The sequence below is a fragment of the Streptosporangium jomthongense genome (assembly GCF_042650425.1).
GTDB lineage: Bacteria > Actinomycetota > Actinomycetes > Streptosporangiales > Streptosporangiaceae > Streptosporangium.
The window spans coordinates 68,687-93,471 of the sequence record NZ_JBHSBC010000023.1; the positions used below are offsets into that span (position 1 = coordinate 68,687).

Consider the following 24,785-nt stretch of genomic DNA (forward strand, 5'->3'; position numbering starts at 1 on the left):
CCGGGTCACTCCCGGCGGAAGACCAGCGCGAGCGAGCGCAGCGCGAGCACGAAGCCGACCAGCAGCAACGCGAAGCCGACCAGCGCGAACAGCCGCAGCTCGGGCGTCACCATCGGCCCCGAGTCCGCCGCGATGAGCACGATCGCCCCCAGCGTCGCCGCCGCGGCCAGGACGGCGACGACCACCTGCTGCACGAGGCCGGTCAGGAAACGCCGGTCCCCCTCGTCCGCCAGCGGCCTGATGTTGATCGAGATCCTGCCGTGCTCAAGGTCCTCGGTGAGTTTGTTGAGCCGCCTGGGCAGCCGCTGCAGGATCGGCAGGAAACCGGCGAGACGGCTCTCCAGGTCGGCGCGCACCGACTCTGGCGAGAGGGACTCGCGCATCATCTCCCTGCCCTGCTTCCTGACCGCGCCGACCACGTCGAGGTCGGGGCTGATCAGGGTGAGCGTGCCGTCGAGCGCGGCCAGCGCCCTGAAGGCGGCCGCGATCTGGGGCGGTACGGCGAAGCCGTACGCGTGGATCAGCTTGAACAGCGCGGCGAACAGGCCCGCGCTGCCGTTCCTGCCGAACCCCGAGCGGTAGCGGACCATGAGCTGGCCCAGGTCGCGTTCGAGCTCCCGTTCGGCCAGCCCGTCCGGCCGGTCGAGCATCTCGATGAGGGAGTCGGTGGCGCCGATCGCGTCGTTGTTGTCGACGGCCAGCAGCAGCATGCCGAGCGCGTTGCGGGTCGACTGGTCGAGACGGCCGACCGAGCCGAAGTCGAGCAGCCCGAGCCTGCCGTCCTCGGTGAGGAGGATGTTGCCCGGGTGCAGGTCGGCGTGGAAGACGCCGGTGTGCACGAGCTGCCTGAGGATCTCGCCGAGCAGCCGTCCGGCGATCGCCTCCCGTTCGGCCGGGGGCAGCGCGGCCAGCAGCTCGCCCGCCTCGCCGACCGGGGTGCCGTCGAGGCGGTCCATGACCAGGAGCCTGCCGGTCGAGTACCCCTCGTGGGCGACGGGCACCCTGATCCCGTCGCCCAGGGTGGCCTCGACGCCCCGCAGGTTGTCCAGCTCGACGGTGTAGTCGAGTTCCTCGTCGAGGGAGGCGGCGAAGCCCTCGGCCAGCCGGGACACCCGCAGCGACCTGCCCCACGGCGTCGTCCGCTCAAGCCACGCGGCCAGCCTCAGGATGATCTCGACGTCCGAGGTGACCTGCTTGCGCGCCCCGGGACGCTGCACCTTGAGCACGACGGGCCTGCCGTCGAGCAGCCGGGCGGAGTGGACCTGCGCGACCGAGGCCGAGGCGAGCGGGGTGGGATCGACCGTCTGGAAGACCTCGGTGAGCGGCCTGCCGAGCTCCTCCTCGATGGCCCGTTCGATCTGCTCCCACGGCTCGGGCTCCGCCCTGGTCTGCAGGGTCGCGAGCTGGTCGACGAAGACCTCGGGCAGCAGGTCGCGCCGGGTCGAGAGCATCTGCCCGAGTTTGACGAAGGTGACGCCGCCCTCGTTGAGCGCGTCACGCAGCGAACGGGCGATCGCGGCGGGCCTCTCCCCGGCCCTGCTGCGCCGTCCGAGGTAACCGCCGAGCCCGTGCTTGGCGGCGATCCGCATGACCTGGGTGTAGCGCCGGGCCCTGCTCCTGCGGGCCTTCCAGCCGCGCAGGAACGCCGAGGGCGCGGGAAGCGTGCCCGTCGGGACGAACAGTTCGAGCAGGACCAGGACGATCAGGCCGATCACGAAGGTCCACGCGGTGACCAGCGCCGTGACGACGAAGACCACGCTGAGCGGGGCGCTGATCCTGCCGTTGGCGTAGACGCCGGTCATCGTGCCGACCTCGGTGGCCGCCCACGCGACGCTCAGGCCCAGGACCACGCCCATGACGAGGGCACGCGGCCAGCCGACCGGCACCCCGAGCGTCCTTCTGGCGAAGAGCGCGACGAGATAGGCGTTGACGATGGTGGCGAAAACAGCGATCAGGTTGGACATGTCAGTATCCGTCTCCGCCGTTCAGGCCGTCCCCGGGTGCCATGGCGCAACCCTAATGCGTTTTGCGGACATAGATCGGTATGTCCGGTGCCGTGTTCACTGGACGATGCGCAGCATGATGTCGGCGGCGGTCGGCCGGTTGCCCGGCTGCTTGTCCAGGCACTCCGAGGCCAGCGGGCGCAACGACTGGGGCAGCGCCGACAGGTCGGGATGCTGGTTGATCACCCGGTTGAGGATCGCCGGGATCGTGTCCTCGCCGAAGGCCACGCGCCCGGACGCGGCGAAGATCATGGTCGCCGCCCAGCTGAACACGTCCGTCTCCGGGCCGATGTTCCCCCCGGCGAGCTGCTCGGGGGACATGTAGGCGGGGGTGCCCATGATGTTGCCCGAGGTCGCGGTGACCTGGTTGAGGGCGCGGGCGATGCCGAAGTCGATCACCCGGGGGCCGTCCGGGCCGATCAGCACGTTCGCGGGCTTGAAGTCACGGTGCACGACCCCCGCCCGGTGGATCGCGGCGAGCGCGCCCGCCGTGGCCAGGGCGAGCCGGGTCAGGCCGTCCTCGTTGCGGGGACCCTGGTCGCGGACGAGCTGCTCCAGCGAGATGCCGTCCACGAACTCGCTGACGATGTAGGCCTGGTCGTCGGTGATGTTCACGTCGAGCACCCTGGCCGTCGAGAAGGTCGCCACCTTGCGCGTCGCCTCGACCTCCCGCAGGAACCTCTCCCTGACCATCTGGTCGCCGGTGAGGTGCTGGTGCAGGAGCTTGATCGCGACCTTCTGCCCCTGCGGGGTGAGGGCCAGGTGGACCGTGCCCTGCCCGCCCTTGCCCAGCTCCCCGATCAGCCGGTACGGCCCCAGCCAGCCCTTGGTCGGGTTCTGCTGCTGGGTGGGAGCCGGCTGCGGCCGGGACGGCTGGGAGTGCTGGAGGTGAGGCTGGGGCTGGGGCCGTACGGCGTGCTGGACCGGCCGGTGGGCGGGCGGGTGGACGTTCGAGGCGACGGTCGGCGCGGTCGGGTACGGCACGGCATGAACCGGGGGCGGGGGCGCGTTGAAGGACTGCACGCCGTAGTTCGGCATGTTCCGCGGGCCCTGCGCGTTGTGGGGGTCCTGCCTGAAGACCGATCCTCTGATGATCAGCGCGTGCCCCATGCCGCCGAGCCAGCTGCCGAAGAGCCCGATCGTCGTGACGGCGTCCAGCCAGCCCGGCATCAGGTCGGTGTCGTCGTAGACGGAGATCGCGACGATGAACACCCCGATGCCCAGGGCGTACAGGACCGCGGCCAGGGCGTGGAGCGGACTGCGCAGTCTGCGGGCGGCGTGCGCCATGATCAGGGGCGTCCCCATGCCACAGGTGAACAGGGGGACCAGTGCCCACACCACACTCAGCCCCGTATTCGATCGAGGAGGTGGCGGCTGGTTGTGCCACGGGGCACCGTACTGGTGGGACATGTGGCGAAGAATACGTATTTCTGGTTGGTCTTGCAGTCCTCTTCAAGGGTGATTCTTCGGCGGAAGGCGACACTCGAACACACAGTCTGTGGATAACGGCTGTGGATAACTTGGGATGATCGGCGGACGTGTTGTGTTTTGCGAGGTTCTCGCGCACGGGTTCTCGTTCGTGGGGGACGGGGATGTCAAGATGTTGAGGTGGCACGGATACCAGGAGTGGGGCTGGCGAAGGGGCTCTCCGTCACCCTTCGCCACATGCTGAGCAAGTCGGTGACCCAGCAGTACCCCGAGGTGCGGCCCGACCTGCCCGCCCGTAGCAGGGGCGTCATCGGCCTGGTCGAGGAGAACTGCACGGTCTGCATGCTCTGCGCCCGTGAGTGCCCCGACTGGTGCATCTACATCGACTCCCACAAGGAGACGCTCCCCGCCCCCGAGGGAGGACGGCCCCGCGCCCGCAACGTGCTCGACCGCTTCGCGATCGACTTCTCCCTGTGCATGTACTGCGGCATCTGCATCGAGGTCTGTCCCTTCGACGCGCTTTTCTGGTCCCCCGAGTTCGAGTACGCCGAGGGCGACATCCGCAACCTCCTGCACGAGAAGGACAGGCTGGCCGGATGGGCGGAGACCGTGCCCCCGCCGCCCGCGCACGAGCCGAACGCCGAACCGCCGAAGGAACTGGCCGCCGGGTCCCGGCCGGCCCGCACCCCGCCGTCAAGGCCCGGCGGCGGCCGTACGGCGGGGGACGGTCCCGTGGCTCCGGGCGACTCCCCGGATGTTCCTTCAGGTGATTCCGGAGACTCGGGCGCGCGGCCGCCTCGGGACGCTTCCGGACCACCGGGTTCTTCGGCTGGGGACGGGCCGGCGCGGCGTGTTTCCGCGGGGCATGCGAATGTCCGGGCGATCAGGCCGCCGGGTGCGCTTCCCAGGAAGGACACGCCTCCTGCACAGGACGCCTCGGGGGCCTCCGGGTCTTCCTCCGATCCTTCGGGGCCTTCGGGGCCTTCTGCGGCTTCCGGGGCCTCGGCCGGGGGCAGGCCGGCGCGGCGTGCTTCGGCGGGGCATGCGAATGTCCGGGCGATCAGGCCGCCGGGTGCGCTTCCCAAGAAGGACACGCCTCCCGAGGAGGAAGCGGGGGGAAAGTTTTCCACAGGCGAGTCCGCCGGTGAGAAGTTGTCCACAGGTGGGGGTGGCGTGCCACCGGCGGAGGGCGCGACGGAGCAGACTTCTGCCACGGAACCGAACAGCGGGCCTCAGCGGCCTGAGGAGCCCGGGGAGTCCTAGGAGGAGACGTGGCCGACGTGCCGTCCTATCTGTCACCGACGGGGCAGGAGATCGTCTTCCTGCTGCTCGGCGTCGTGGCGGTCGGGGCGGCGCTGCTCGTGGTGACGACCAGACAGCTCGTCCACGCGGCCCTGTGGCTGGTCGTCTGTCTCGGCGCCCTCGCCGGGGGCTATCTCGTCCTGACCGCCGAGTTCGTCGCGTGGGTCCAGGTGCTGATCTACGTCGGCGCGGTCGTGGTCCTGTTGCTGTTCGGCCTGATGCTCACCCGGGCCCCGATCGGCAGGGCCGCCGATCTCGACAGCCGTAACCGGCCCGTCGCCGCCGTCGTGGCGACGGCCACCGCGGTCGTGCTGGTCACCGTGGTCGTCGACGGCTTCCGTACGGCCTACGCCCCCCTTGAGCCGGGTGGCGGGTCCGCCAGAGAGATCGGCTCCAGCGTCTTCCGCACCTGGGTGCTTCCCTTCGAGGTGCTCTCGGTCCTGCTGCTGGCCGCCCTCGTCGGCGCCATCGTCCTGTCCCGCACCGACATCCGCGGGAGGAGATGACGTGCACGTCGTCTATCCGGCGGTCGTCTCCGCGCTGCTGTTCTCCATCGGGGTGTACGGCGTGCTCGCCCGCCGCAACACGATCCTCGTCCTGATGTCGGTCGAGCTGATGCTCAACGCGGTCAACCTCAACCTCGTCGTGTTCGACGTGTGGCTGCGCGACCGGCTGCACAGCGGCCAGGTGCTCACGCTGTTCGTCATCGTGATCGCCGCGGCGGAGGTCGGCCTGGGGCTGGCGATCGTCCTCGGCCTCTACCGCAACCGCGCGACCGTCGACCTCGACCGCCTCCGCGCCCTGGCCGAGTCCCCCGACCCGCCCGCCGAGACTCCCACCGGGAGCCCTTCAGGAGGGCCGCGGAAGGGCGCGGCCGGGCAGACCGCCAGGGCGGCCGTCGTCACGGCTCCCACCCACCCGCCGGGCCGGGACGACCCCCCGGAGGTCACGCCGTGACCGCCGTCGCCCTCGTCATCCTGCTGCCCTTCCTCGCCGCCGTCGCCGGGCTGCTGGGCTCCAGACTGCCCAGGGGAGCCAGGGGCGGGGCCGCCGACCTGGCCGCCAACCGCAGGGCGGCCCTGATCGCGGTCGTCCCGGCCGCCCTCTCCACCCTGCTCGCCCTCTGGACGGCCTACACATCCCTCACCGGCGGGGGCGTGTCAACGGGCACCCTCGACGTCATCCCCACCGGGTCACTGCCGATCTCGGTCGGCCTCCTCGTCGACCCCCTGTCCGCCTCGGTCGCGGTGCTGGTGACCGTGGTCGCGCTGGCCGTGCAGGTCTACTCGGTGGGCTACCTGTCAGGAGACCGGCGCTACCCCTCCTACAGCGCCTTCGTCAGCCTGTTCACCAGTGCCATGCTCCTGGTGGTCCACGCCGCCGACCTCCTCGTCCTCTACGTGGGCTGGGAGGTCATGGGCCTGTGCTCCTACCTGCTGATCGGCCACTGGTGGGAAGACCGCGCCAACTCCCGGGCCGCGATCAAGTCGTTCCTGGTCACCAGGGTCGGCGACGTCGGCTTCCTGTTCGGGGTCTTCGTCCTCGGCACGGCGGCCGGGAGCTTCAGGATCGCCGACGTCATCGCGGCGGTCCCGCTGATGTCCTCGGGCACGGTCGTCACCGCGACCCTGCTGCTGCTCGCCGGGGTCGCGGGAAAGAGCGCCCAGGTGCCGCTGCACACCTGGCTTCCCGACGCGATGGCGGGCCCGACCCCCATCAGCGCGCTCATCCACGCCGCGACCATGGTCGCGGCCGGGATCTTCCTCGTCGCCCGTCTCCACCCGGTCTTCGCCGGGGCGGGTCCCACCCTGGACGTGCTCGCCGTGGCCGCCGCGCTCGGCATGCTCGGCGCCGCGCTGGCGGCCCTGGCGCAGGACGACCTGAAACGGGTCCTGGCCTACTCCACGATCAGCCAGCTCGCCTACATGGCCGGAGCCCTGGCCGCCGGGTCGGACGACGCCGCGATCCTTCACCTGATCACCCACGGCGCCTTCAAGGCCCTGCTCTTCCTGTGCGCGGGGGTCGTCATCCACACGGTCGGCTCCAACCTGATGAGCGCGATGGGCGGTCTGCGGGGAAGGCTTCCCGTCACCTTCGCCGCGATGACCGTCGGCTTCGCCGCCCTGATGGGCCTGCCCCCGGCCAGCGGCTTCTTCAGCAAGGACGAGGTGCTGGTGTCCATGGAGCGGGCCCTGTCCACCGGGCCGCTCACCGACGCCGCCGCCCTCCTGCTGTACGGCTGCGCCCTGGCCACGGTCGCGGTGACCGGTGCCTACGCGACCCGGGCGTGGCTGCGGACCTTCTTCGGCGAGCGCCGGGCCGTACCGCTTCCGGTGTCCGCCGCTCCGCACACCGGCGGTTCCCGTGAGGCTCCGTCGAGCATGCTCTGGCCGGTCGTCGTGCTCGCGGTGCCCACGCTGCTCCTCGGGTTCACGGGCGTCGGCTTCGCGGGTGCCGCCGACGTTCACTGGGGCACCGCCGTCCTCAGCGTCCTGCTGGCGCTGCTCGGGGCCGCCTCGGTCTACGTCGTCTGGCGCGGCGCCCCGCTGGACGACCCCGCCCGGGTGCTCGGCCTCTTCCGGGTGTTGTTCGAACGGGCCTTCTTCGTCGACTCCCTCTACCGCGCGCTGTTCGTCCTGCCGGTGCTGCGCCTGGCCCGTCTGACGGCCCGCGCCGACGACCGGGTGGTCGACGGCGCCGTCCGCGGCTCGGGAAGGGCGACACTGAGCCTGTCCGGCCTGGTCAGGGCGACGCAGAACGGCAACGCCCAGCTCTACGTCACCGCCGTCCTTGCGGGTGTCCTCCTTCTCGCGGTGGGGGCGGTGGTCCTCGGATGACCGGCCACCTCCAACGCCGAGCGCCGCGCCCTGGTCGCCGTGATCCAGGCGGTGGTCCTCGGACGACCGGCCGCCTCCGCCACGGCCCCACGTGCCAGGTCTCTTCCGCCGACCGTTCCCGCCGCGATTCCCACCGTGATCTCACCGCCCGGGGCACCGTCCCGGCCCAGGAGAGGGGGGCCGGGAGATGAGCTGGGTGCCGGTGGCGATGCTCGCGGTTCCGCTGGCCGGGGCCGTGGCGCTGCTCATGCCGTACGGGAGGGGGCGGCTGCTCAGGGCGCACGCGCTGACGGTCTCCGGGGTGACGTTCGCGCTCTCCCTGGTGGCCGCCGTCACGTACGTCCGTGGCGGCGCGACGGGCATCGGCCTGGAGACCGACCTGGCCTGGGTCCCCTGGCTGAACCTGAGGTTCCACCTCGGCGTCGACGGGGTCTCCCTGCCGCTGGTCGTGCTGACCACGCTGCTGACGTTCCTGTGTTTCGTCTACCTGTGCCGTGGGGGCGCCGGCGGAACGGACCGGCTGCCAAGAGGGAGGCCGGGGCCGGAGCGGGCCAGGGCACTGGTGTTCACGCTCCTGCTCCTCGAAGTCGGCATGGTCGGCACCTTCCTCGCCCTCGACCTGCTGCTGTTCTTCGTGTTCTTCGAGGTCGTCCTGGTCCCGATGTACTTCGTGATCGCCATCTGGGGCGGTCGTGCCCGGCGGGCGGCGGCGACCAAGTTCATCCTCTACACGCTGCTCGGCTCGGTCGTCCTCCTGATCGGCCTGCTGTTCGTCTGGGCGGGGACCGGCACTCTGGACATGGTCTCCCTCGCCGCGGCGCACGGGGCGGGCATGTCCCGCCCGGCGCAGATCCTCGCCTTCGTCGCCATCGGCGTCGGGCTCGCCGTCAAGGCCCCGATGTGGCCGCTGCACACCTGGCTGCCGGCCGCCCACACCGAGGCGCCGACCGTCGGCTCGGTGCTCCTGGCGGGTGTGCTGCTGAAGATGGGCACCTACGGCTTCGCCCGCATCGCCATCCCGATCCTGCCCGAGGGCGCCGCGGCCGTCGCCCCCTGGCTCGGCGCGTTCGCGGTGATCGGCGTCATCTACGGCTGCCTGGCCTGTCTGGCCCAGCGTGACCTGAAGCGGATGATCGCCTACTCCTCGATCGGCCACATGGGGTTCGTGCTCCTGGGCTTCGCCACGCTCACCCCGGTCGGGCTCAACGCCGCGCTCTTCGGCAACATCGCCCACGGCCTGATCACCGCGCTGCTCTTCTTCGTCGCCGGAGCGATCAAGGAGCGCTACGGCACCGCCGACATCCCGGCACTCGGCGGCGGCATGCTGGCGCGCCTGCCGCACCTCGCGTCCCTGCTCACCTTCGCCTGCTTCGCCTCCCTCGGCCTGCCCGGTCTGGCGGGCTTCTGGGGGGAGATGCTCGCCCTCCTCGGCGCCTTCGACCCGGCACCGGGTCTGTCCCGGCCGCTCTTCCTGCTCTTCATGGTCGTCGCGGGGGTCGGCACCGTCCTGACCGCGGCCTACTTCCTGGTCATGCTGTCCAGGGTCACCCACGGCCGTCCGACCGAGACCGTCCACGCCCCCCTGCTCACCGCGGCGGGCGCCACCGGGACGCCGGAGGCCGGTGAGGCGGCCCAGGAGGCCCGGGAGGCCCAGGAGGCGATGGTGGCCGCGGAGCGGGTGACGGAGAAGGTCACCGCGGACGCCGAACAGGTGGTCGAGGAGACCATGGCGGGTGACGGCCCGCCGGACACGACCGCGAGAGCCGGAGGTTCGGGAAGCGCGGGAGAAACCGGAAGCGGCCGAGGCGCCGGAGGAGCCGGGAGCGGGCGCACGCGGGACGTGACCGCCCACGAACTGGCCGCCTGGGTGCCGCTGGTCGCCCTGATCCTGCTGTTCGGTCTGTGGCCGAAGGCACTGCTGTCCCTCACCGACCCGGTGGTCCACAGCCTGCTGGGGACGCCATGATCCAGTCGATCGACTACTTCGCGGTGGCGCCGCCACTGGTTCTGGCGCTGGCCGCCGGGCTGGTGCTGCTCCTGGACGCCTTCCTGCCGCGCAGGCCGTACGTCAGGCCGATGCTCGGCGTGGTCACGCTGGCCGGGGTGCTCACCGCCTTGGGCTTCGTGGTCGCGCAGGCGTCGCGTTCGGGCGAGGCCCTCCGGACCTTCTGCGTGCCCGAGGGCCTGACCACCGCGCCCAGGATCGTCCCGGCCCTCCCACCGGGTGTGCGGCCGACGACGGGGAAACTCACCGGAACGATCGCGGTCGCCGCCTCCGGGCCTGAGACGGGGGCCGTGCCGTCGTGCTCGTTCGTGGTCGACGACTTCACCCTGGTCTTCGCCGGGCTCGCCCTGGCCGCCGGGATCGTCGTGGTGCTGCTGTCCATGACCTTGCTCGCCTCCGGTGAGATCCCCGTCGGCGAGTGGCACTTCCTGCTGCTGTGCACGCTCACCGGCGCCGTCGCCCTGCCCGCCTCCCGAGACCTGATCATGCTGGTCGTCGCGCTTGAGCTGGTCTCGCTGCCGGTCTTCGCGCTCACCGGGCTCAGACGCCACGACGGCCGTGCCTCAGAGGCGGCGGTCAAACTCTTCCTGGTCTCCGTGGTCTCGACGGCGGTGACGCTCTTCGGCGTCTCCCTGCTGTACGGCGCGACGGGAACCGTCCACCTCGACCGGCTGGCCCAGGTCCTGCGTGAACGCGCGGCCGTTCCCGCCGTCCCCGGTCCCGGCCAGGCGGCCGGTGACGCGCTGCCCCAGGTGACCGGGACCACCGAGGCCTACGTCTCCGCGCTTCACCTCTCCTACGACTCGCCGCCTCCCGACCTGTCGTCCGTGCTGGCCGTGGCCGTCGTCCTGGTGCTGGCCGGGTTCGCCTTCAAGGTCGCCGCGGTGCCGTTCCACGCCTGGGCGGGTGACGTCTACCAGGGGGCGCCGGTCCCGGTGGCCGCGCTGCTCTCGGTGATCTCCAAGGCGGCCGGGTTCGCCGGGCTGATCCTCATCCTCGTCACGGCGCTGGGGAGCGAGGCGAGCACCTGGGGCCCACCGGTGGCGCTCGTCGCGGCGCTGACCATGACGGTCGGCAACCTCCTGGCGCTACGGCAACGCCACGCCGTACGGCTGCTCGCCTGGTCCTCGGTGGCGCAGTCGGGCTACATCCTGGCGCCGCTCGCCGTCCGTGACGACGAGGCGACGGGCGCGTCGATCGCCTATCTGGTGTTCTACGCGGCGATGAACCTCGGGGCGTTCGCGGTGGTCATGCTGGTCTCGCGGCGCGTCGCACGCAACGAACTGGACGACTACCGGGGGCTCGCCTTCCGCGACCCGGTCGCCGGGCCGGCGCTGGCGTTCTTCCTGCTCTGCCTGGCGGGCCTGCCGCCGGGGCTGGCGGGTCTGTTCGCCAAGATCGTGGTGTTCCGCGAGCTCGTCGGTGGCGGCGTGGCATGGCTGGCCGTGGTGATGGCGGTCAACACGGTCATCGGCCTCTACTACTACGTGGCCTGGGCGGCACGGATCTTCACCCCGGCCCCGCGTGGAGCCAGCCAGGGGGTTGTTTCGGATATGCCGGATATATCGGCTCCGGGGGCCGTGGCGGTCCCGGAAAATCCGGTCGGCTCGGGGGAGGAAACGGGCGGCGGTCGCAGGGGGTGGTTGCCGGTCGTCGTCGCGATCGGACTGACCGTTGTCGTCGCCCTGGTGTTCTCGGTCGCGCCACAGGTGGTGCTCGACCTCCTCCCCGGGGGCGCCGGCATCGGGAGGTGAACGTTTTCGGGAACGTTCGGCCAGGCCGGAGACGTTGGAGAAGGTGAATCGGCATCAACCGACAAGGGGGGTGTAGTGCACCACAACGGTCTGCGTACCGCCGTCCTCCTTGGCGCACTGTCCGCGGCGATCATCGCCGTCGGGGCGTGGCTGGGCGGTGGCGTGGGCCTGCAGATCGGGGTTCTGGCCGCCCTGCTGACCAACGGTTTCGCCTACTTCTTCTCCGACAGGATCGCCCTGTCGGCCATGCGGGCCCGTCCGGTGAGCGAGGTCGAGCAGCCGACCCTGTACCGGATCGTGCGTGAACTCTCCACCGAGGCCCGTCAGCCCATGCCCAGGCTGTACGTCTCGCCGACCATGCAGCCCAACGCCTTCGCCACCGGACGCAACCCCCGCAACGCCGCGGTCTGCGTGACCTACGGCATCACCCAGTTGCTCGACGAGTCCGAGCTGCGCGGGGTCATCGGACATGAGCTGTCCCACGTCTACAACCGCGACATCCTGATCTCCTCCGTGGCCGGGGCGCTGGCCACGATGATCACCTACCTCGGATACATCGGCCTGTTCTTCGGCGGGGGAGACGACGACGAGGGGCCCGGTTTCCTCGGCGCGCTGCTCATGATCGTGCTCGGCCCGGTCGCCGCGGGGATGATCCAGATGGCGGTCTCCCGCTCCCGGGAGTACCAGGCGGACGAGTCGGGGGCCCGGCTGACCGGAGACCCTCTGGCCCTGGCCTCCGCGTTGCGGAAGATCGAGATGGGCGCCCGGCAGCTTCCTCTCCCGGAGAACGCCCGTCTCGCCTCGGCCTCACACCTCATGATCGCCAACCCCTTCCGGGGCGCGGGCATCGGCAGGCTGTTCTCCACCCACCCGCCGACCGCCGAGCGCATCGCCCGTCTGGAGCGGATGGCGGGCTACCGCCGCTGAGCGGGGCGGTAGCCCGACCGGCCGTCACGTATGCCCGGCACACACCTCGCCGCCGGTCACCGTACGTCTCTCAGCAGGCCGACCAGCGGGGCGGCGGCCAGCGTCAGCAGGCCACAGACCGAGAAGAGCACGAAGTAGTTCGGCCCCTCGGCGAAGGGGTCGGACCCCAGGCCGAGCAGGACCGGAGCCAGCGCCGGGGCGATAGCGCTGGGCAGGTGCTTGGCCATCGCGAAGGCGCCGAGATAGCGGCCCGCGTCCCGCTCGTCAGGAAGCACCTGGGTGACCAGGCCGAGATCGACGGCGTAGTAGACGCCGGTGGCGGCGCCGCTGATGACCGCTACGACGATCACCACGCCGACGCTGGCGGTCGCGGCCTTCAGCAGCAGCGTCACACCCAGGATCGCCGTCGCCCACAGCACGAACGGACGGCCCCTGCCGATCCTGGCCGACCAGCGGCCACCGAGATAGGCGAAGAGACCGGACAGCAGGGTGCTGGCGATGGTGGTCAGCCCGACCAGCGCGACGGCCTCGGCGGTCGGCATGCCGATGCGACTCTGCAGGTAGTAGAGCGAGTAGGAGGAGATCAACGCGAAGCCGATGCTGACGAGCAGCCGCTGCACCCACAGCAGCCGGTAGTCACGGGCGTGCCGGGGCAGTACGAGCAGCGCCGAGACGAGACTGCCGACGTTCACCGGGCGTCGCTCGGCCGGGTCGAGACGACGGTCGGGCAACAGCGCGCAGAGCACGCCGGCGGCCGTCACGGCGAGTCCACCGCAGATCGTGAACTGCAGCAGCAACTCGCCCTTGAACATCTGGGACAGCGCCATGGCCGGGACGACGCCGAGCATGTTGCACATCGAGAACACGCCCGCCACCCGGACGCGGCGTTCCACGGGGAACTGGTCGACGACCGTCGCGGTCAGCCCGGCGACCATGGCCTGGTAGCCGGTGACGGCGACCATCCAGCCGACCGCGACGAGGGCGATCGACCCGGCGAGCGCCAGGAGGATCAGCCCGGCCAGGCCGAGCAGGGAACCGCCCAGGATCCACGGCCTGCGCATGCCGTACCGGCTGGTGGTGCGGTCGGACAGGTGGCCGCTGAGCGGGTTGGAGATCACCGTGGCTACTCCGCCGAGCGCGGCGACGAAGCCGAGTACGGCCTCCTTGTTGGCGGGCGCGATCTCCTGGACCTTGAGGCCGAGACCGAGGATCAGCGGCAGGGCCCCGGCCGCCGCGTAGAAGAGTTCGGCCACACCGATGGCCGCGACCAGCCCACGGCCGGTTTTTTGGGGTGCGCCGGTTTCCCGGGGAAGGGTGAGGGACACGGGGTCGCCTTTCTGGTCAGCCGACGAGGGCGGCGCGCAGCCGCTGGACGTGGCCCTCGGTCAGACCGTGGGCGGTGAGCAGTCGTTCGGCGCCCCCGCGGGCGTCGAGAGCGGTCAGGAAGGTGCGGATGGCGGCCTCGGGGGCGTCGAGCAACCCGGACACGGCCCCCGCGACCGAGACCGAAGCGGCCGGGGACAGAGCGACAGGGGGCGGGGTGGTCAGGCCGAGCATCGTCATGATCTGGGGGAGGTGCGTCACGGTCGCGGCGTAGTCGCGGACGATCGCCTCGTGATCCACCCCGACCAGATCGAGGATCAGGGCGATGACCAGGCCGGTACGGTCCTTGCCCGCCGCGCAGTGCACCAGGGCGGGCAACCCGTCGGCGATCTCCGCCACGACGGAGGCGAACCAGGCGGTGCGGTGGTCGAGCATCAGCACATAGAGGTCGCCGAGGTCGATTCCCGGCGGAAGGGCGGACAGGTCGGCGGGGGATCCCGAGGTGCCGAGGCGGGTGACCCTGACACCGAGGTCGGTCAGGAGGGCCCAGTCGTCCCCGGCGAGTTCGGCCTCGCTTCGCAGGTCCGCGACGAGCCGTAGTCCTTCGAGCTGCCCACCGAGGAGATCCGCCAACCGGTCGGTGTCGGCGGCGGTCAGCCGGTGGGGTTGCGCCGAGCGCAGCAGCATCCCGGAGCGGACAGGAGTTCCGGCGCCTTCGGCGACGTCACGGAGGTTCAAGAGCGGCATGAGTCATATATATGACTGGCTGACCTGCGTGAACGCGGCGAAAAGATGGATTCGCGATGAACGGCCGGGCAATCCCTGGATCATCGGCGGGGCCGGGAAGGCGGGAGCCGTACAGTTGTCCAGATGTCCAGAGAAGCCCGCTACCGCGCGATCGCCCGTGAGCTCGGGCGGCGCATCGAGTCCGGTGAGCTGCCCCCCGGTGAGCGGTTGCCGACCGAGGACGCGCTCGCCGAGCGGTTCGGCGTGCACCGGCTCACCGCCAGGCAGGCCATGGTCGAGCTGCGCAGGGCCGGGCTGGTCGAGACACGGCACGGTCTGGGGAGTTTCGTCAGGCGTGTCCCGCGCCGGATCGAGGTGTCCATCGACCCGGTGACCCGCAGGCACCGGCGGGCCGACCTGGAGGGGCTGGCGACGGTCTTCGCCGGGGGAGAGGAGATCCTCGGCCGGGGGCTCGTCGAGCATCCGGCGGGGGCGCGGCGCCTGAGGGTCGCGGGTGAGGAGGTCTACGAGATCACCACCCTGCTCAGGTCCGAGGGGGCGCCATGTGTGCTGAGCCGCTACCGGCTCCACCCGGAGCGCGCCGACCTGCTCTGCGACCCCGAACTCGGCGTGCTCGGCTCTCTGGAGGCCGGTGGGGTCTCCTACCGCTACACCTGGCACGCGATCTCGGCGGACCTCGCCGACCTCGCCGACCAGTCCGCCCTCGCGCTCGACGCGGGCGCCGCCGTACTGGTGCGCGAGGGGCTCGTCATGCACGGCGACGAGCCCCTGTGTCACGTCGAACGGCGCTGTCGGGCCGACCTCGTCTCCTTCGTCACCCGCTATGACCGGCCAGGTGACTGAGCAGCACCTCGGTGTCCAGTTCGTAGACCGGGGGAGCCGACGTCATCGGGACGACCGTGGTGATCACACCGTCCTCGGTGACGTCCACCCGGCTGAAGGCCTGTGACGGTATGCCCCTGGTCTTTCCCGCGGGCGCCATGGTGTCGGCGGCGTAGGCCCCGCCGGGACCGATCCAGACGGGGATGCCCGCCAGTGTGCCCGCGGACGCGCTGTGCGTGTGTCCGGCGAGGACGATCCGTACGTCGGAGCCGGTCAGTGCCCGCGCCAGCCTCTCCGGCTCCCGCAGGCCGATCCCGTCCATCAGCGGCAGCACACTGGGGATGGGCGGATGGTGCAGCACCAGCACGCTTCCGTCGGGCGCGGGCTCGGTCAGCACCGAGGCCAGCCACTCCAGCTGGTCGGCGGACAGTTCGCCGTGGTGCTCACCGGGCACGGTGCTGTCCAGCGTCACGATCCGCAACCCGCCGACCCAGGTCACCACGTCGTACGGCTCACCGCCCACCTGGTCGCCTGTCCGGTCACCTTCTCGGCCGTCCGCCTGGTCGTTGACGAGGGCCGAACGGAAGGCGCCCCGTTCGTCGTGGTTGCCCATCGCGACCACGACGGCCGCGCCGAGCTCACCGGCGGCCTTCTCCAGCGCCCGCGCGACCAGCCGGTAGGAGGGCTCGTCCCCCTGGTCGGCGATGTCGCCGGACAGGATGATCGCGTCCACGGGCTGCCCCGCGGCGACCACGGTGTCCAGCGCGTTCCTGAACGCCGTGGTCGAGTCGACGTGGCCGTGGAGCAGGCCGTCGGCGACGGCGTGGACGTCGGTGAGATGGATGAGGGTGTAACGCTTCATGACCACAACGGTCGTCCACGCCACTGAACGTGACCGGTCATCTATATGAATTACGGCCGTACGGCTCGCGGCGCACCGGTCAGGAGTGCTGGGTGACCGGGTCCGTCTCCTCGGGGGCCAGGCCGGCGATGCCGTCGATGCTCTCCCGGTTGTTCTTCGCCCGGTAGGTCCGTCGCTGCTGCACGTCCTTGCGCTCCGCCCACTCGTCGAGCAGCGTCCGGTCCTTGTCGAACGACATGAACGGCACCGAGAAACCACAGGAGTCGGCGATGCGCTCACAGTCGACGACGATGATCGACCGGACACCCGGATGCGACCCGAACCTCGTGAGCAGCCCGGAGAACTCGGCGTCGCCGGGGGTGACGACCCGGCCTGTGCCGTACAGGCGAAGGATGTTCGGAGGACCGGAGAAGGCGCAGAACATGATCGTGATACGCCCGTTCTGGCGGAGGTGGGCGATGGTCTCCACACCGCTGCCGTCCAGATCGAGGTAGGCCACGGTGGTGTCGTCGATCACAGAGAACGTGTCGGCGTATCCCTTGGGGGAGACGTTGACGTGACCACCCTGCTCGGGAGCGGTGGCGACGAAGAAGACCGGCTGCGCCTCGATGAACGCACGCAACCGGTCACTGAGCTTTTCATGGACTTTCCCCATGAAGAGAAGATATGTCCTCCCACCCGCCAAGCCTTGGCGCACCCGCCGGGTTCCAGACCACCGGCCATCAGCGGGCCTCGACTCATCAGCCGGACTCTGGGCCGCTTGCCGGGCCTGGGGCATCGGCCGGGCGTTGGATCACTCGCCGGGTAGCCACCAGCTCCACGGGGCGTTCTTGATCGGGAAGGAGTCCACCGTGCGGACGGTGCCGGTCCTCGCGTTCACCGTACGCTTCGCCGCCGAGGTGACCTGTCCGCCGTGGGCCTCGCTGAAGCTCGTCCAGAGCGTCAGCGCGCCCGCCGGGTTCCAGGAGAGCCGCTGCGCGCCGTCGTTGACCGAGACGCCGAGCCGTACCGCCGCCGAGACCGTGTCCGAGGTCAGGCTGTAGGTGTGCAGCCGAGCCTTCTTCGTCATCGCCCCGGTGACGACGAACGCCGTCGTGGTGCCGTCGTTCGCCAACGCGACCGGGGAGTTGTTGGCCACGATCTGCGGCACGACCCGGCTGGCCGTCACCCGCCCCGCACCGTCGAAGACCACGAACTCAGTGGTGCTGTCATCGGTGTAGCGGCTGGTGAGCACGTGCCGTCCGTCCGGGCTGAAGCCCATCACGTTGATCTTCGCGGGAAGCGTGGCGATCTTCCCGCTCTCACGGTCGACGAGCAGGGACGGCAGTCGCTCCTCGTCGTCGAGGTAGTCGATCACGACGGCCGATCCGTCCTCGGAGAGCATGGTGTCCACGCTGGCCTGGTCGAGCCCCTTGGGCAGGGTCGCGGCCCTTCCCGGCAGCGGGACGACCTTCCCACTGGTGACGTCACGAACGACGAGGACGTCCCCCCTGAGGTAGTTCACGACCCGGCCGTCACCGCTGACCGCGAAGGTCGTGCCCGCGTCCTTGTCCACGGTGCCGTTGGCCCGCCGGGGATTGACCCGCGCGTCGTCGAGCCTGACGGTCCTGCCGCTGCGCAGCGTCAACGTCCACTTCCCGCAGGGGACCGTGTGGTCTCCCTTGGCGCAGCTCTTGATCCACGCGTACCGGACCAGGTCGTCCGTCCTGGCCTCCGCCGGGGGAACGGTCATGGTCATGGCCACCACGGTGGCTGTCACGGTGCCGAGCGCGAGTACGGCCAGGCCGCGGATCGAGGACATCGCGTCTTCCTTTCGTCACCGAGGTAGATGCCTCCTCCGGGTGAAAGGTTCTGTCACGGATCAGCCACACCACCGGTTCCGGTACTCCAGCGGGGTGAGCCCGATCCTGCGGCGCATCAACGCGCGCAGGTTGGCGGCGGTTCCCAGCCCGCTGCGCCGCGCGACCACCTCGAAGCGCGACTCGCCACGCTCGATCATCCGGCACGCCACGTCGAGCCGTTCCCCGGTGAGCCAGGCCAGCGGTGTGGTGCCCAGCTGCGCCCGGAAACGGCGGTGCAGCGTCGCCTGACTGACCGAGGCCCGCGCCGCCAGGTCGGAGACCGTGAGCGCGGTGTCCAGCCGTTCCTGCGCCCAGGCCAGGAGGGGCGCCAGGGACTCGTCCGGTACGTCGGGAACCGGCCGTTCCACGAACTGCCGCTGCCCGCCGTCGCGGTGCGCGGCGAAGACGAGCCGCCTGCTCACGGCGTTGGCGACCTCCGCGCCATGGTCGAGCCGGACGATGTACAGACCGAGATCGAGCGCCGCCGAACTCCCCGCGGCGGTCAGGATGTCGCCGTCGTCCACGAACAACACGTCCGTCTCCAACCGTACCGACGGGAAACGGGACCGGAAGGAGTGCGCCCACTGCCAGTGCGCCGTGGCCCGTCGCCCGTCGAGGACCCCGGCCTCGGCAAGGGTGAAGGCACCACTGCAGAACCCGACCAGCCGGGCGCCCCGTGCGTGCGCCCGCCGAATGGCCGCGAGTACGGCGGGCCGCCGGGGAACCTCCACGTCGGGACGGTTGGGGACGATCAACGTGTCCGCCGTCTCGGCCGCCTCAAGGCCCGCGACGCCCGTGAGTGTGAAGAAGCCGTCCCGCATCGGCGTACGCGGCTCCGGCGAGCACAGCCGAAAATCGTAGAGGTCACGCCCGAGCTCCGGCCTGCGCAGACCGAAGACCTCGGTCGCGCACCCCAGCTCGAACGGGTTGGAGTTCTCGTCCACGATCACGACAACCCGGTGCAGCGCCTCCCCCGCACCCACCGCTCGTCTTTTGCCCTGCTCCGCATGCGCTTCGCGGACCGCGCGCACCGCCTGTTCCGTGCGCGCTTCACGAGCTGCGTGTGCCGCTTGTTCCGTGTGCGCTCTACGGACTACGCGCGTTGGCTGTCCTGCGCGCGCTGTCTGCTCCGTATGCGCTTCGCGGACCGTATGCACCGTCTGTTCCGCGTGCGCTTCGCGAACCGTGTGCGCCACCCGTTCTGTGTGCGCTTCGCAGATTGTGTGTGCTGCCTGCTCTGCCTGCTCTGCGTGCGAGGATTCTTGCGCCATGTGCTATTCCTAGCACTCGCCCCGGCCGTACCGGTGGGCCAGGATTCACCTGTGAGCAACGAACCCATCGCCCTTGACGAGGCCCTGACCTCGTTCGACGCCCTCTGGAGTCCCCGCGTCGTCACGCACGTCAACGACTACGACGTTCGGATCGCCAAGGTCGAAGGCGAACACATCTGGCACGTCCACCAGGAAACCGACGAGTTCTTCCTGGTGCTCGACGGGGAACTGACCATCGGCCTGCGCGAACCCACCGGAGAACGCACGGTACGGCTCCCGCGCGGCTCGGTGTTCACCGTCCCCCGTGGCACGGAGCACCGGCCGTCGGCACCCACCGGCGCCGCGATCCTCATGTTCGAGCCGACCGGGACCTCGTCGGTCGGTGACCGGCCAACCGAGATCCCCGCCCACATCGACGCCACGACGGGCCACCCCCTCGGCACCTGACCAGAAGACCCGTGATGCCGCACAGAACCGTCAACCTTCGGGGGCCGGCATCACACGGACGCGGCCGCCGTCGTGGGGAGGGCGGGGCGCCGTACGGGGGCTCCACTTCGGGCCTCGTCGCCGTGGACGCACACCAGGCTTCTCGTCGGGCGTTTCTTCCCGGAACGGACACGGTCGCCGTACGGGGGCCTCGTCATCGTGGACGCACACCACACCTCTTTAGGGCGCGGCGGCCTCTCTTCGGGCGTGCCGGGTTTCCTTCCGGAGGAAATGCGTGGAGGCTGCGCCACCATCTCCCCGCGGCTGAGGCCGTACACCGGTCCAGATGGGCGCGTCCCGGTCTGCCGGACCGAGGTTTGCCGAAGCGGGGCTCCGTGGGGCCGGAGTTCTGCCGGATCGGAGATTTCGTCGGGTCAGGGCACAGGCCTTCGGCCATGTGCCCCTGGCATACCCGTTGGCGCTATCGGTAGTTCGTGAACTGCAGCGCGATCTCCAGGTCCTTGCCCTTGAGGAGGGCGATGACCTCCTGGAGCTCGTCCCTCTTCTTGGAGCTCACCCGCAGTTCGTCACCCTGGATCTGGGCCTTGACGCCCTTGGGGCCCTCATCCCGGATGATCTTCGAGATCTTCTTGGCGTACTCCTGGTCGATGCCCTCCTTGAGGGTGACCACAAGCCGGTACTCCTTGCCGGACAGCTTCGGCTCACCGGCGTCCAGGATCTTGAGGGAGAGCCCCCGCTTGATCAACTTGTCCTTGAACACGTCAAGGACGGCGTTGGCGCGCTCCTCGCTGTTAGCCTTGATCTCGATGGCTTTCTGCCCGCCCGACCAAGCGATGGTCGCGCCGGTGCCCTTGAAGTCAAACCGGTGCCCGACCTCCTTGACCGTCTGGTTCAGCGCGTTGTCGGCCTCCTGGTGGTCGATCTTGCTGACGATGTCAAAACTGCTGTCGGCCATGCGTCGACTGTCCTCTCTAGCTCTCCTGCCGACCCTAGCGCCTCACCTGTCGGCTCATGATGAACGTGACCACCAACACCACGACAACGGTGTCGAAAACCGCCGGGCCCAGCACCCCACGTGAACCGTCATCCCCTTCGTTCCCAGCCGGTACCCCCATGGCGCGGGCGGCAAAAGTCCTGGTACGGCGGGCTTTCGGTAGGCAGTCTCCGCCGATGTCACGTCACACCCGGAAGTCCGCTATTCTTCTTCCTGTCGCCGCCGCAGGCGGAGGACAAGGCAGGTTGCCCGAGTGGTCAAAGGGAGCGGTCTGTAAAACCGTCGGCTCAGCCTACGCAGGTTCAAGTCCTGCACCTGCCACCAGCAGCGAAAAGAGCCCCTGATCAGCAGAGATGCCGATCAGGGGCTCTTTCGTCATGTCCGGTTGTCCCCGGCCGTCAACGGCCTTCTACGGGTGCCCGCGTCGTATGCGCGTCGGCGTCAGTCGGCGGAGTGAGACGCTTTCAGCGCCGCGCTGATGAGCTTCCGAGCGGTCGCATCCTGACCCACGATGCACTTGGCGTAGACCCGCAGAAGCACGTTCACACTGTGCCCCGCCCACTCGGCGACCTGGGTTGCGGGCACCCCGGCGTTGAGCCATGTGGACACGCAGGCGTGTCGCAGATCGTACGGCCGCTCGGCGAGCGGTGAGGCGGCCTCTGCCTCACCCAGCGCAGCCGTACGAGCCTTCTGCCAGACGCGCCCGTAGACGCTCTCGGACAGCGGGCCGCCTCGCTCGCCGACGAACAGATGACCATCCGGGCTCACGCCGTGCTTGGCGATGTGGCTTCGGAGGATGGCGACCAGGGGCGGCGGGATCGGCACCGGCCGTACGGCCTTGCGCGCCCGGTGTTTGAGTTCCCGTGATTCCCGGCGCTGGCCGTTTCCTGTCCAGTCGGCTCCCACAGCCGGGGCGGAATCGCCCAGCAGGAACCACCCCCATTCATCGCCGTTCCCAGGGGCCGGGAGGTCGATCTCGTCGAGGGTGAGGCCCACGGCTTCCGCAGGGCGCAAGGCCGCGTAGTACATGGCAGCGAAGAACGCGGTCAGCTGATCCATGGTCTTCCCGACCGCGGTCAACAGCGCTTCGGCCTGCTGCGGATTGACCACGCGGCGGGGAGAGATCTCCTCGGCGATCTTCGGTCTCTTCCACTTCACGCTGATCAGCGGGTTGTTGCTTAGCAGCTTCGCGGGGCTCACCGCGTAATCCAGCACGTTGTAGAAGACCGCGCGCTTACGGGCAATGGTGGTTCCCGAGGCGGTCTTTCCTGTCAGGGTCCGGGAAATGCCTTTCAGCGTTCCCAGGATCACGGCCTCATCGGCCAGGGCGGCCACGGGAACCGTGTTCTTCTCCAGCCACGCGACGGCGCGGGCGATGTCCGTTGGCATCTCCCCGGCGGTACGGCGCGGCTTATGCGCGGCCCACTTGGACACAGCCCGGCGAATGTCCGGCTTGGACGGCTTCCCGGCGCCGGAAGCGACCAGGGAAAGCGTGGCGGTGGCCAGAGCATCAGCGATCGAGCGGCGAGTGTTCGGGGCCGCGTCGTCCCAGCGGTGGTCAACGTACTCACACATCAGCGCCCACCAGGTGACTGACTGGCCACGCTGTCCGGCGTACTCGGCGGGTCGCCCCGTAGCCAGGTCGAACGCCTTGCCCTGCCGAATCGCGGTGAGTAGTTCGGCACGGAAGCTCTCGGCGAGCGCTCGTGTGGTGAACGTTTCTCGCCATGACTTCTCGGCGGTGACCCATCGGGCGGTGTAGGTGTTCCCGCCCTTGTTCTTGTTCGTGAGGACGCGCCACACGCGCACGTCGTAGGTGGTGTTTATCAAGCGGCGCCCTCTCGATCAGCGAGCCAGTTCTCGTAGTCCGTCAGGTAGACGCGCAGCGCTCCGTTGGGGAGCTTGGTGCACTTGGGGGCGCGGCCTTTGGCTCGCCAGTCGTAGAAGGTGGACCGGCTGATCTCCAGGTCCTTGCAGATGTAGTCAACGGTGATCTTTTTGGCGCTGGCCCTGGGCATGGGGCGTGTCCTTCCAGACTCCGTAGGCAGTGGCGGTGAGTGACGGTCGTTCGGGTGGGGGAGGGGGTTGCAGCGGTGCAGCGCTTCAGCAGAAATCAGCAAAAACATTTCTGTTGTTTTTTGCTGACGTGCTGCGGTGCTGCAGACCCGGTGACGGGTGTGGAGCGCGGCCACGATGCGTGACCCTCGGCGGACGTCACGCGGTGGCTGAGGGGTGGACTTCGTAGGCCGGAGAGGCGGGCCGTCCCCGGCCGGTTTGCGGGGTGGCGGGCAGGCGCCGGATCCAGCCGTGGGCCTCCAGCACCCGTAGGGCGGGGTCCAGATCGGCGACCTTGGCGAACCGGGAGCGCATGGCGGGCAGGACCTCGCGGGCGGTGAAGCGAGTCGTTCCAGTACGGCCGGCCCAGTCCAGCAGGGCGCGGGCGTCGGCGACGGCGGGGTCGGCGCCGATGTGGTCGTAGGCGGTCTGGGCGTGGCTGGTGAAGTACTCGCCGATCTCGCAGGCCGCGGCGAAGGTGTCCAGGTCGATCGGGCGGTTCCAGCCGTCGCGTAGGTGCTTGGCCAGGTGCAGCAGGGCGGCGATGCGGATGGTGGCGCCGACGAGCTTGCCGCCCCAGTCGGTCATGTGGTGCAGGTCCCCGCCGGGCCGGAACCGTACCTCGGTGTCGGCCAGCAGCCGCCTGATGGCCTCGGCGGCTTCGGCGTCGAAGTGCAGGGTGACGGGTTCGGTCAGGTCGTGCAGGGACAGCAGCAGCGCAGTCAGGTCGGTGGCGTAGCGCTGCGCGGCCTGGGCGGGGATGGGGTCGGGGTTCTCCTTGCGGTAGCCCAGCAGCGAGGTCGGCAGCGCGTACAGCAGCCGCCCCAGCAGGCCCTGCTCACGGAACTCGGGGGTGTCGCCGAGCCGGGCCAGCACGCCCGGCTGCACGCACACCCCCAGCGTGAGGGTCGTGGACTCGATGCGCTCGGAGGGGCGGCCCATGCGGTCGATGCGCATCTCCTCGCCCGCGTGTCCGGACAGGAACACCTCCAGGTCGGGGCTTCCGGAGTAGCGGCCGGCCAGGATGGAGAAGATCTTCCCCTCCGGGGCCAGGACCGCGAACCGGCCTCCTTGTTCGGCCAGCAGCGAGGTCAGGCGTTCCACAGTGGCGTTGGCGGTGAACAGCTTCGGCTCGGCCGGGACGGTCAGGCCGTCCAGGGCCATGGCGGCGGAGGAGGCTTCGGCCAGGGCTTCGGTCTGCCGGTCGGGGTCGGCGTTGGCGGCGATGCGGGCGGTCTTGTCGGCCTCGGCCTCGGCGATCTTCCGGGTGAGTTCGGCTTCGACGATGAGCGGCCGGGCCGCCTCGGCGAGGTGGTTCTCGGCGGTGCGGACGGGGGCGGTCATCAGGGCGTAGACCTCGGACTTGCGGTTGCCGGGCGGCAGCACCACCACGACGTACAGGTTGGTCGGCTCCCGCCAGGCGGGCGCCTGCACCCACACCCGTCCGGCGGCGGCCACTGCCAGCACCGCCAACGCCAGGCACCCGGCCAGGTCCGGCGGGGTCTGGGTGACCTCGGCGACCGCGCTGGCGTACTCGCCCAGCCAGGACGGCAGCGCCCACACCGGGAACGCCGCGGCCTCCCGCACGGCCGACAACGGTGTCGGCTCCGGCCACCCTTGCTCGTCGACGGCGGTCAGGGTGGCCAGTTCGGCGGTCACGGCCGCCCGCAGCTGCGCGGCCTCGGTGTGGGCGGTGGTGGTGTCGTGGCCGAGCTGGACCAGGCGGGTACCGGAGGCGATGACCTGGCGGGCGTAGGCCAGCCCCCGCAGCAGGTGCGCGTAGTAGGGGGCGTTGACCGCGGTCGGCACCATGGCGATTAGCGTGTGCAGATACGGCGCACCCCCGGCTGCGGCCAGGTCCCGGCCCAGCGCAGCACCCACCGCCAGCGGATCGGTGGGCGCCCCCTGGTCGGCCAGCGCGGTGATGGTCTCCCAGATCCGGGCGTGCGCCGGACGGTGAAACACCCCAGGCTCCAACAGTGGCCGGATCGCGGCCAGCGCGGTCGGCGACAGCATCGCCGCCCCCAGCACACACTGTTCGGCCTCGATGTTGTGCGGCAGAGGCTGCGCCCACTCGCCCCCGTCGCCGGGGTGGATCACCCGCAGCCTGCCCGCCGAGGTGCTCATGCCGTCGGCCTTGTCTGCACGGCGCGGGGAAGGTACGGGA

The 24,785-nt window shown here is 70.2% G+C and carries 20 protein-coding genes, 1 tRNA gene and 1 pseudogene; 10 read left to right on the forward strand and 12 right to left on the reverse strand.

Annotated elements, in window-relative coordinates; translation table 11 throughout:
- Positions 1-5: 5 nt before the first annotated feature.
- Both ACFOYY_RS23770 and ACFOYY_RS23775 read right to left on the reverse strand, forming a co-directional pair.
- Positions 6-1,964: an ABC1 kinase family protein gene (locus tag ACFOYY_RS23770; RefSeq protein WP_386192109.1), complete on the reverse strand. Its 1,959-nt coding sequence runs from the start codon at positions 1,962-1,964 to the stop codon at positions 6-8.
- Positions 1,965-2,060: 96 nt separating this feature from the next.
- Positions 2,061-3,344, reverse strand: coding sequence for a serine/threonine-protein kinase (locus ACFOYY_RS23775; protein ID WP_362780714.1), 1,284 nt, complete (start codon positions 3,342-3,344; stop codon positions 2,061-2,063).
- A gap of 324 nt (positions 3,345-3,668) precedes the next feature.
- On the opposite strand from ACFOYY_RS23775, the gene ACFOYY_RS23780 reads away from it, so the two are divergent.
- The 7 genes and pseudogenes from ACFOYY_RS23780 to htpX all read left to right on the forward strand — a co-directional run bounded on the left by ACFOYY_RS23780 (position 3,669) and on the right by htpX (position 12,256).
- A complete protein-coding gene (locus tag ACFOYY_RS23780) occupies positions 3,669-4,694 on the forward strand; it encodes a 4Fe-4S binding protein (protein ID WP_386192113.1) in 1,026 nt (341 codons plus the stop codon).
- 8 nt (positions 4,695-4,702) lie between these two features.
- Positions 4,703-5,239, forward strand: a complete 537-nt coding sequence (locus ACFOYY_RS23785; protein ID WP_352010822.1) for an NADH-quinone oxidoreductase subunit J family protein — start codon at positions 4,703-4,705, stop codon at positions 5,237-5,239.
- A gap of 1 nt (position 5,240) precedes the next feature.
- Positions 5,241-5,522 (forward strand): annotated as a pseudogene (nuoK, locus tag ACFOYY_RS23790) (NADH-quinone oxidoreductase subunit NuoK); the annotation flags it as partial.
- Positions 5,523-5,686: 164 nt separating this feature from the next.
- Entirely contained in the window at positions 5,687-7,570 is a 1,884-nt protein-coding gene (locus tag ACFOYY_RS23795) for an NADH-quinone oxidoreductase subunit 5 family protein (RefSeq protein ID WP_386192117.1), read from the forward strand.
- A 187-nt stretch (positions 7,571-7,757) separates the two neighbouring features.
- A complete protein-coding gene (locus ACFOYY_RS23800; RefSeq protein WP_386192120.1) occupies positions 7,758-9,536 on the forward strand; it encodes a complex I subunit 4 family protein in 1,779 nt (592 codons plus the stop codon).
- Entirely contained in the window at positions 9,533-11,329 is a 1,797-nt protein-coding gene (locus tag ACFOYY_RS23805) for an NADH-quinone oxidoreductase subunit N (protein ID WP_386192123.1), read from the forward strand. Before ACFOYY_RS23800 ends, ACFOYY_RS23805 begins: the two co-directional genes overlap by 4 nt.
- Positions 11,330-11,404: 75 nt before the next feature.
- Positions 11,405-12,256, forward strand: coding sequence for a zinc metalloprotease HtpX (gene htpX, locus ACFOYY_RS23810; RefSeq protein ID WP_352010818.1), 852 nt, complete (start codon positions 11,405-11,407; stop codon positions 12,254-12,256).
- A gap of 56 nt (positions 12,257-12,312) precedes the next feature.
- On the opposite strand, the gene ACFOYY_RS23815 is transcribed toward htpX, so the two are convergent.
- Positions 12,313-13,581 carry an MFS transporter gene (locus ACFOYY_RS23815; RefSeq protein WP_386192127.1) on the reverse strand — a complete coding sequence of 423 codons (1,269 nt, stop codon included), beginning with the start codon at positions 13,579-13,581 and terminating at the stop codon, positions 12,313-12,315.
- Positions 13,582-13,597: 16 nt separating this feature from the next.
- Positions 13,598-14,326, reverse strand: coding sequence for a tyrosine-protein phosphatase (locus ACFOYY_RS23820; protein ID WP_386192130.1), 729 nt, complete (start codon positions 14,324-14,326; stop codon positions 13,598-13,600).
- Positions 14,327-14,449: 123 nt separating this feature from the next.
- Between ACFOYY_RS23820 and ACFOYY_RS23825 the strand changes: the two genes are divergently transcribed.
- On the forward strand, positions 14,450-15,169 hold the full coding sequence (locus ACFOYY_RS23825; RefSeq protein WP_386192133.1) for a GntR family transcriptional regulator: 720 nt from the start codon (positions 14,450-14,452) through the stop codon (positions 15,167-15,169).
- Here ACFOYY_RS23825 and ACFOYY_RS23830 read toward each other — a convergent pair.
- The 4 genes from ACFOYY_RS23830 to ACFOYY_RS23845 all read right to left on the reverse strand — a co-directional run bounded on the left by ACFOYY_RS23830 (position 15,141) and on the right by ACFOYY_RS23845 (position 18,834).
- A complete protein-coding gene (locus ACFOYY_RS23830; RefSeq protein ID WP_386192136.1) occupies positions 15,141-16,010 on the reverse strand; it encodes a metallophosphoesterase in 870 nt (289 codons plus the stop codon). The two genes, ACFOYY_RS23825 and ACFOYY_RS23830, sit on opposite strands and share 29 nt — an antisense overlap.
- 79 nt (positions 16,011-16,089) lie before the next feature.
- Positions 16,090-16,665, reverse strand: a complete 576-nt coding sequence (locus tag ACFOYY_RS23835; RefSeq protein WP_386192139.1) for a pyridoxamine 5'-phosphate oxidase family protein — start codon at positions 16,663-16,665, stop codon at positions 16,090-16,092.
- A gap of 138 nt (positions 16,666-16,803) precedes the next feature.
- Positions 16,804-17,811, reverse strand: coding sequence for a hypothetical protein (locus ACFOYY_RS23840; RefSeq protein ID WP_386192142.1), 1,008 nt, complete (start codon positions 17,809-17,811; stop codon positions 16,804-16,806).
- 60 nt (positions 17,812-17,871) lie between these two features.
- Entirely contained in the window at positions 17,872-18,834 is a 963-nt protein-coding gene (locus tag ACFOYY_RS23845; protein ID WP_352010811.1) for a GlxA family transcriptional regulator, read from the reverse strand.
- 339 nt (positions 18,835-19,173) lie between these two features.
- On the opposite strand from ACFOYY_RS23845, the gene ACFOYY_RS23850 reads away from it, so the two are divergent.
- Positions 19,174-19,569, forward strand: coding sequence for a cupin domain-containing protein (locus ACFOYY_RS23850; protein ID WP_352010810.1), 396 nt, complete (start codon positions 19,174-19,176; stop codon positions 19,567-19,569).
- A 460-nt stretch (positions 19,570-20,029) separates the two neighbouring features.
- Here ACFOYY_RS23850 and ACFOYY_RS23855 read toward each other — a convergent pair whose 3' ends face one another.
- Positions 20,030-20,524, reverse strand: coding sequence for a YajQ family cyclic di-GMP-binding protein (locus ACFOYY_RS23855; protein ID WP_352010809.1), 495 nt, complete (start codon positions 20,522-20,524; stop codon positions 20,030-20,032).
- Positions 20,525-20,802: 278 nt separating this feature from the next.
- Here ACFOYY_RS23855 and ACFOYY_RS23860 point away from each other — a divergent pair.
- A tRNA-Tyr gene (locus ACFOYY_RS23860) sits at positions 20,803-20,887 on the forward strand.
- Between the two features lie 117 nt (positions 20,888-21,004).
- Here the strand turns inward: ACFOYY_RS23860 and ACFOYY_RS23865 are convergent.
- From ACFOYY_RS23865 to ACFOYY_RS23875, 3 genes are all read right to left on the reverse strand, one after another.
- Positions 21,005-22,393 (reverse strand): tyrosine-type recombinase/integrase, encoded by a 1,389-nt coding sequence (locus ACFOYY_RS23865; protein ID WP_386192147.1) that lies wholly within the window; start codon positions 22,391-22,393, stop codon positions 21,005-21,007.
- Complete coding sequence (locus ACFOYY_RS23870) at positions 22,390-22,581, reverse strand: helix-turn-helix transcriptional regulator (protein ID WP_386192150.1); 192 nt, start codon at positions 22,579-22,581, stop codon at positions 22,390-22,392. The genes ACFOYY_RS23865 and ACFOYY_RS23870 overlap by 4 nt, the downstream gene beginning before the upstream one ends.
- Before the next feature lie 196 nt (positions 22,582-22,777).
- A complete protein-coding gene (locus tag ACFOYY_RS23875) occupies positions 22,778-24,745 on the reverse strand; it encodes a DUF3987 domain-containing protein (protein WP_386192153.1) in 1,968 nt (655 codons plus the stop codon).
- Positions 24,746-24,785: the final 40 nt, after the last annotated feature.

What these genes read in the sequence shown, in the direction of transcription:
- ACFOYY_RS23770 (WP_386192109.1), bottom strand. Translation starts at nt 1,964, where the DNA reads ATGTCCAACCTGATCGCTGTTTTCGCCACCATCGTCAACGCCTATCTC.
- ACFOYY_RS23780 (WP_386192113.1), top strand. Translation starts at nt 3,669, where the DNA reads ATGCTGAGCAAGTCGGTGACCCAGCAGTACCCCGAGGTGCGGCCCGAC.
- ACFOYY_RS23800 (WP_386192120.1), top strand. Translation starts at nt 7,758, where the DNA reads ATGAGCTGGGTGCCGGTGGCGATGCTCGCGGTTCCGCTGGCCGGGGCC.
- ACFOYY_RS23805 (WP_386192123.1), top strand. Translation starts at nt 9,533, where the DNA reads ATGATCCAGTCGATCGACTACTTCGCGGTGGCGCCGCCACTGGTTCTG.
- ACFOYY_RS23820 (WP_386192130.1), bottom strand. Translation starts at nt 14,326, where the DNA reads ATGCCGCTCTTGAACCTCCGTGACGTCGCCGAAGGCGCCGGAACTCCT.
- ACFOYY_RS23825 (WP_386192133.1), top strand. Translation starts at nt 14,450, where the DNA reads ATGTCCAGAGAAGCCCGCTACCGCGCGATCGCCCGTGAGCTCGGGCGG.
- ACFOYY_RS23830 (WP_386192136.1), bottom strand. Translation starts at nt 16,010, where the DNA reads ATGAAGCGTTACACCCTCATCCATCTCACCGACGTCCACGCCGTCGCC.
- ACFOYY_RS23835 (WP_386192139.1), bottom strand. Translation starts at nt 16,665, where the DNA reads ATGGGGAAAGTCCATGAAAAGCTCAGTGACCGGTTGCGTGCGTTCATC.
- ACFOYY_RS23840 (WP_386192142.1), bottom strand. Translation starts at nt 17,811, where the DNA reads ATGTCCTCGATCCGCGGCCTGGCCGTACTCGCGCTCGGCACCGTGACA.
- ACFOYY_RS23855 (WP_352010809.1), bottom strand. Translation starts at nt 20,524, where the DNA reads ATGGCCGACAGCAGTTTTGACATCGTCAGCAAGATCGACCACCAGGAG.
- ACFOYY_RS23870 (WP_386192150.1), bottom strand. Translation starts at nt 22,581, where the DNA reads ATGCCCAGGGCCAGCGCCAAAAAGATCACCGTTGACTACATCTGCAAG.
- ACFOYY_RS23875 (WP_386192153.1), bottom strand. Translation starts at nt 24,745, where the DNA reads ATGAGCACCTCGGCGGGCAGGCTGCGGGTGATCCACCCCGGCGACGGG.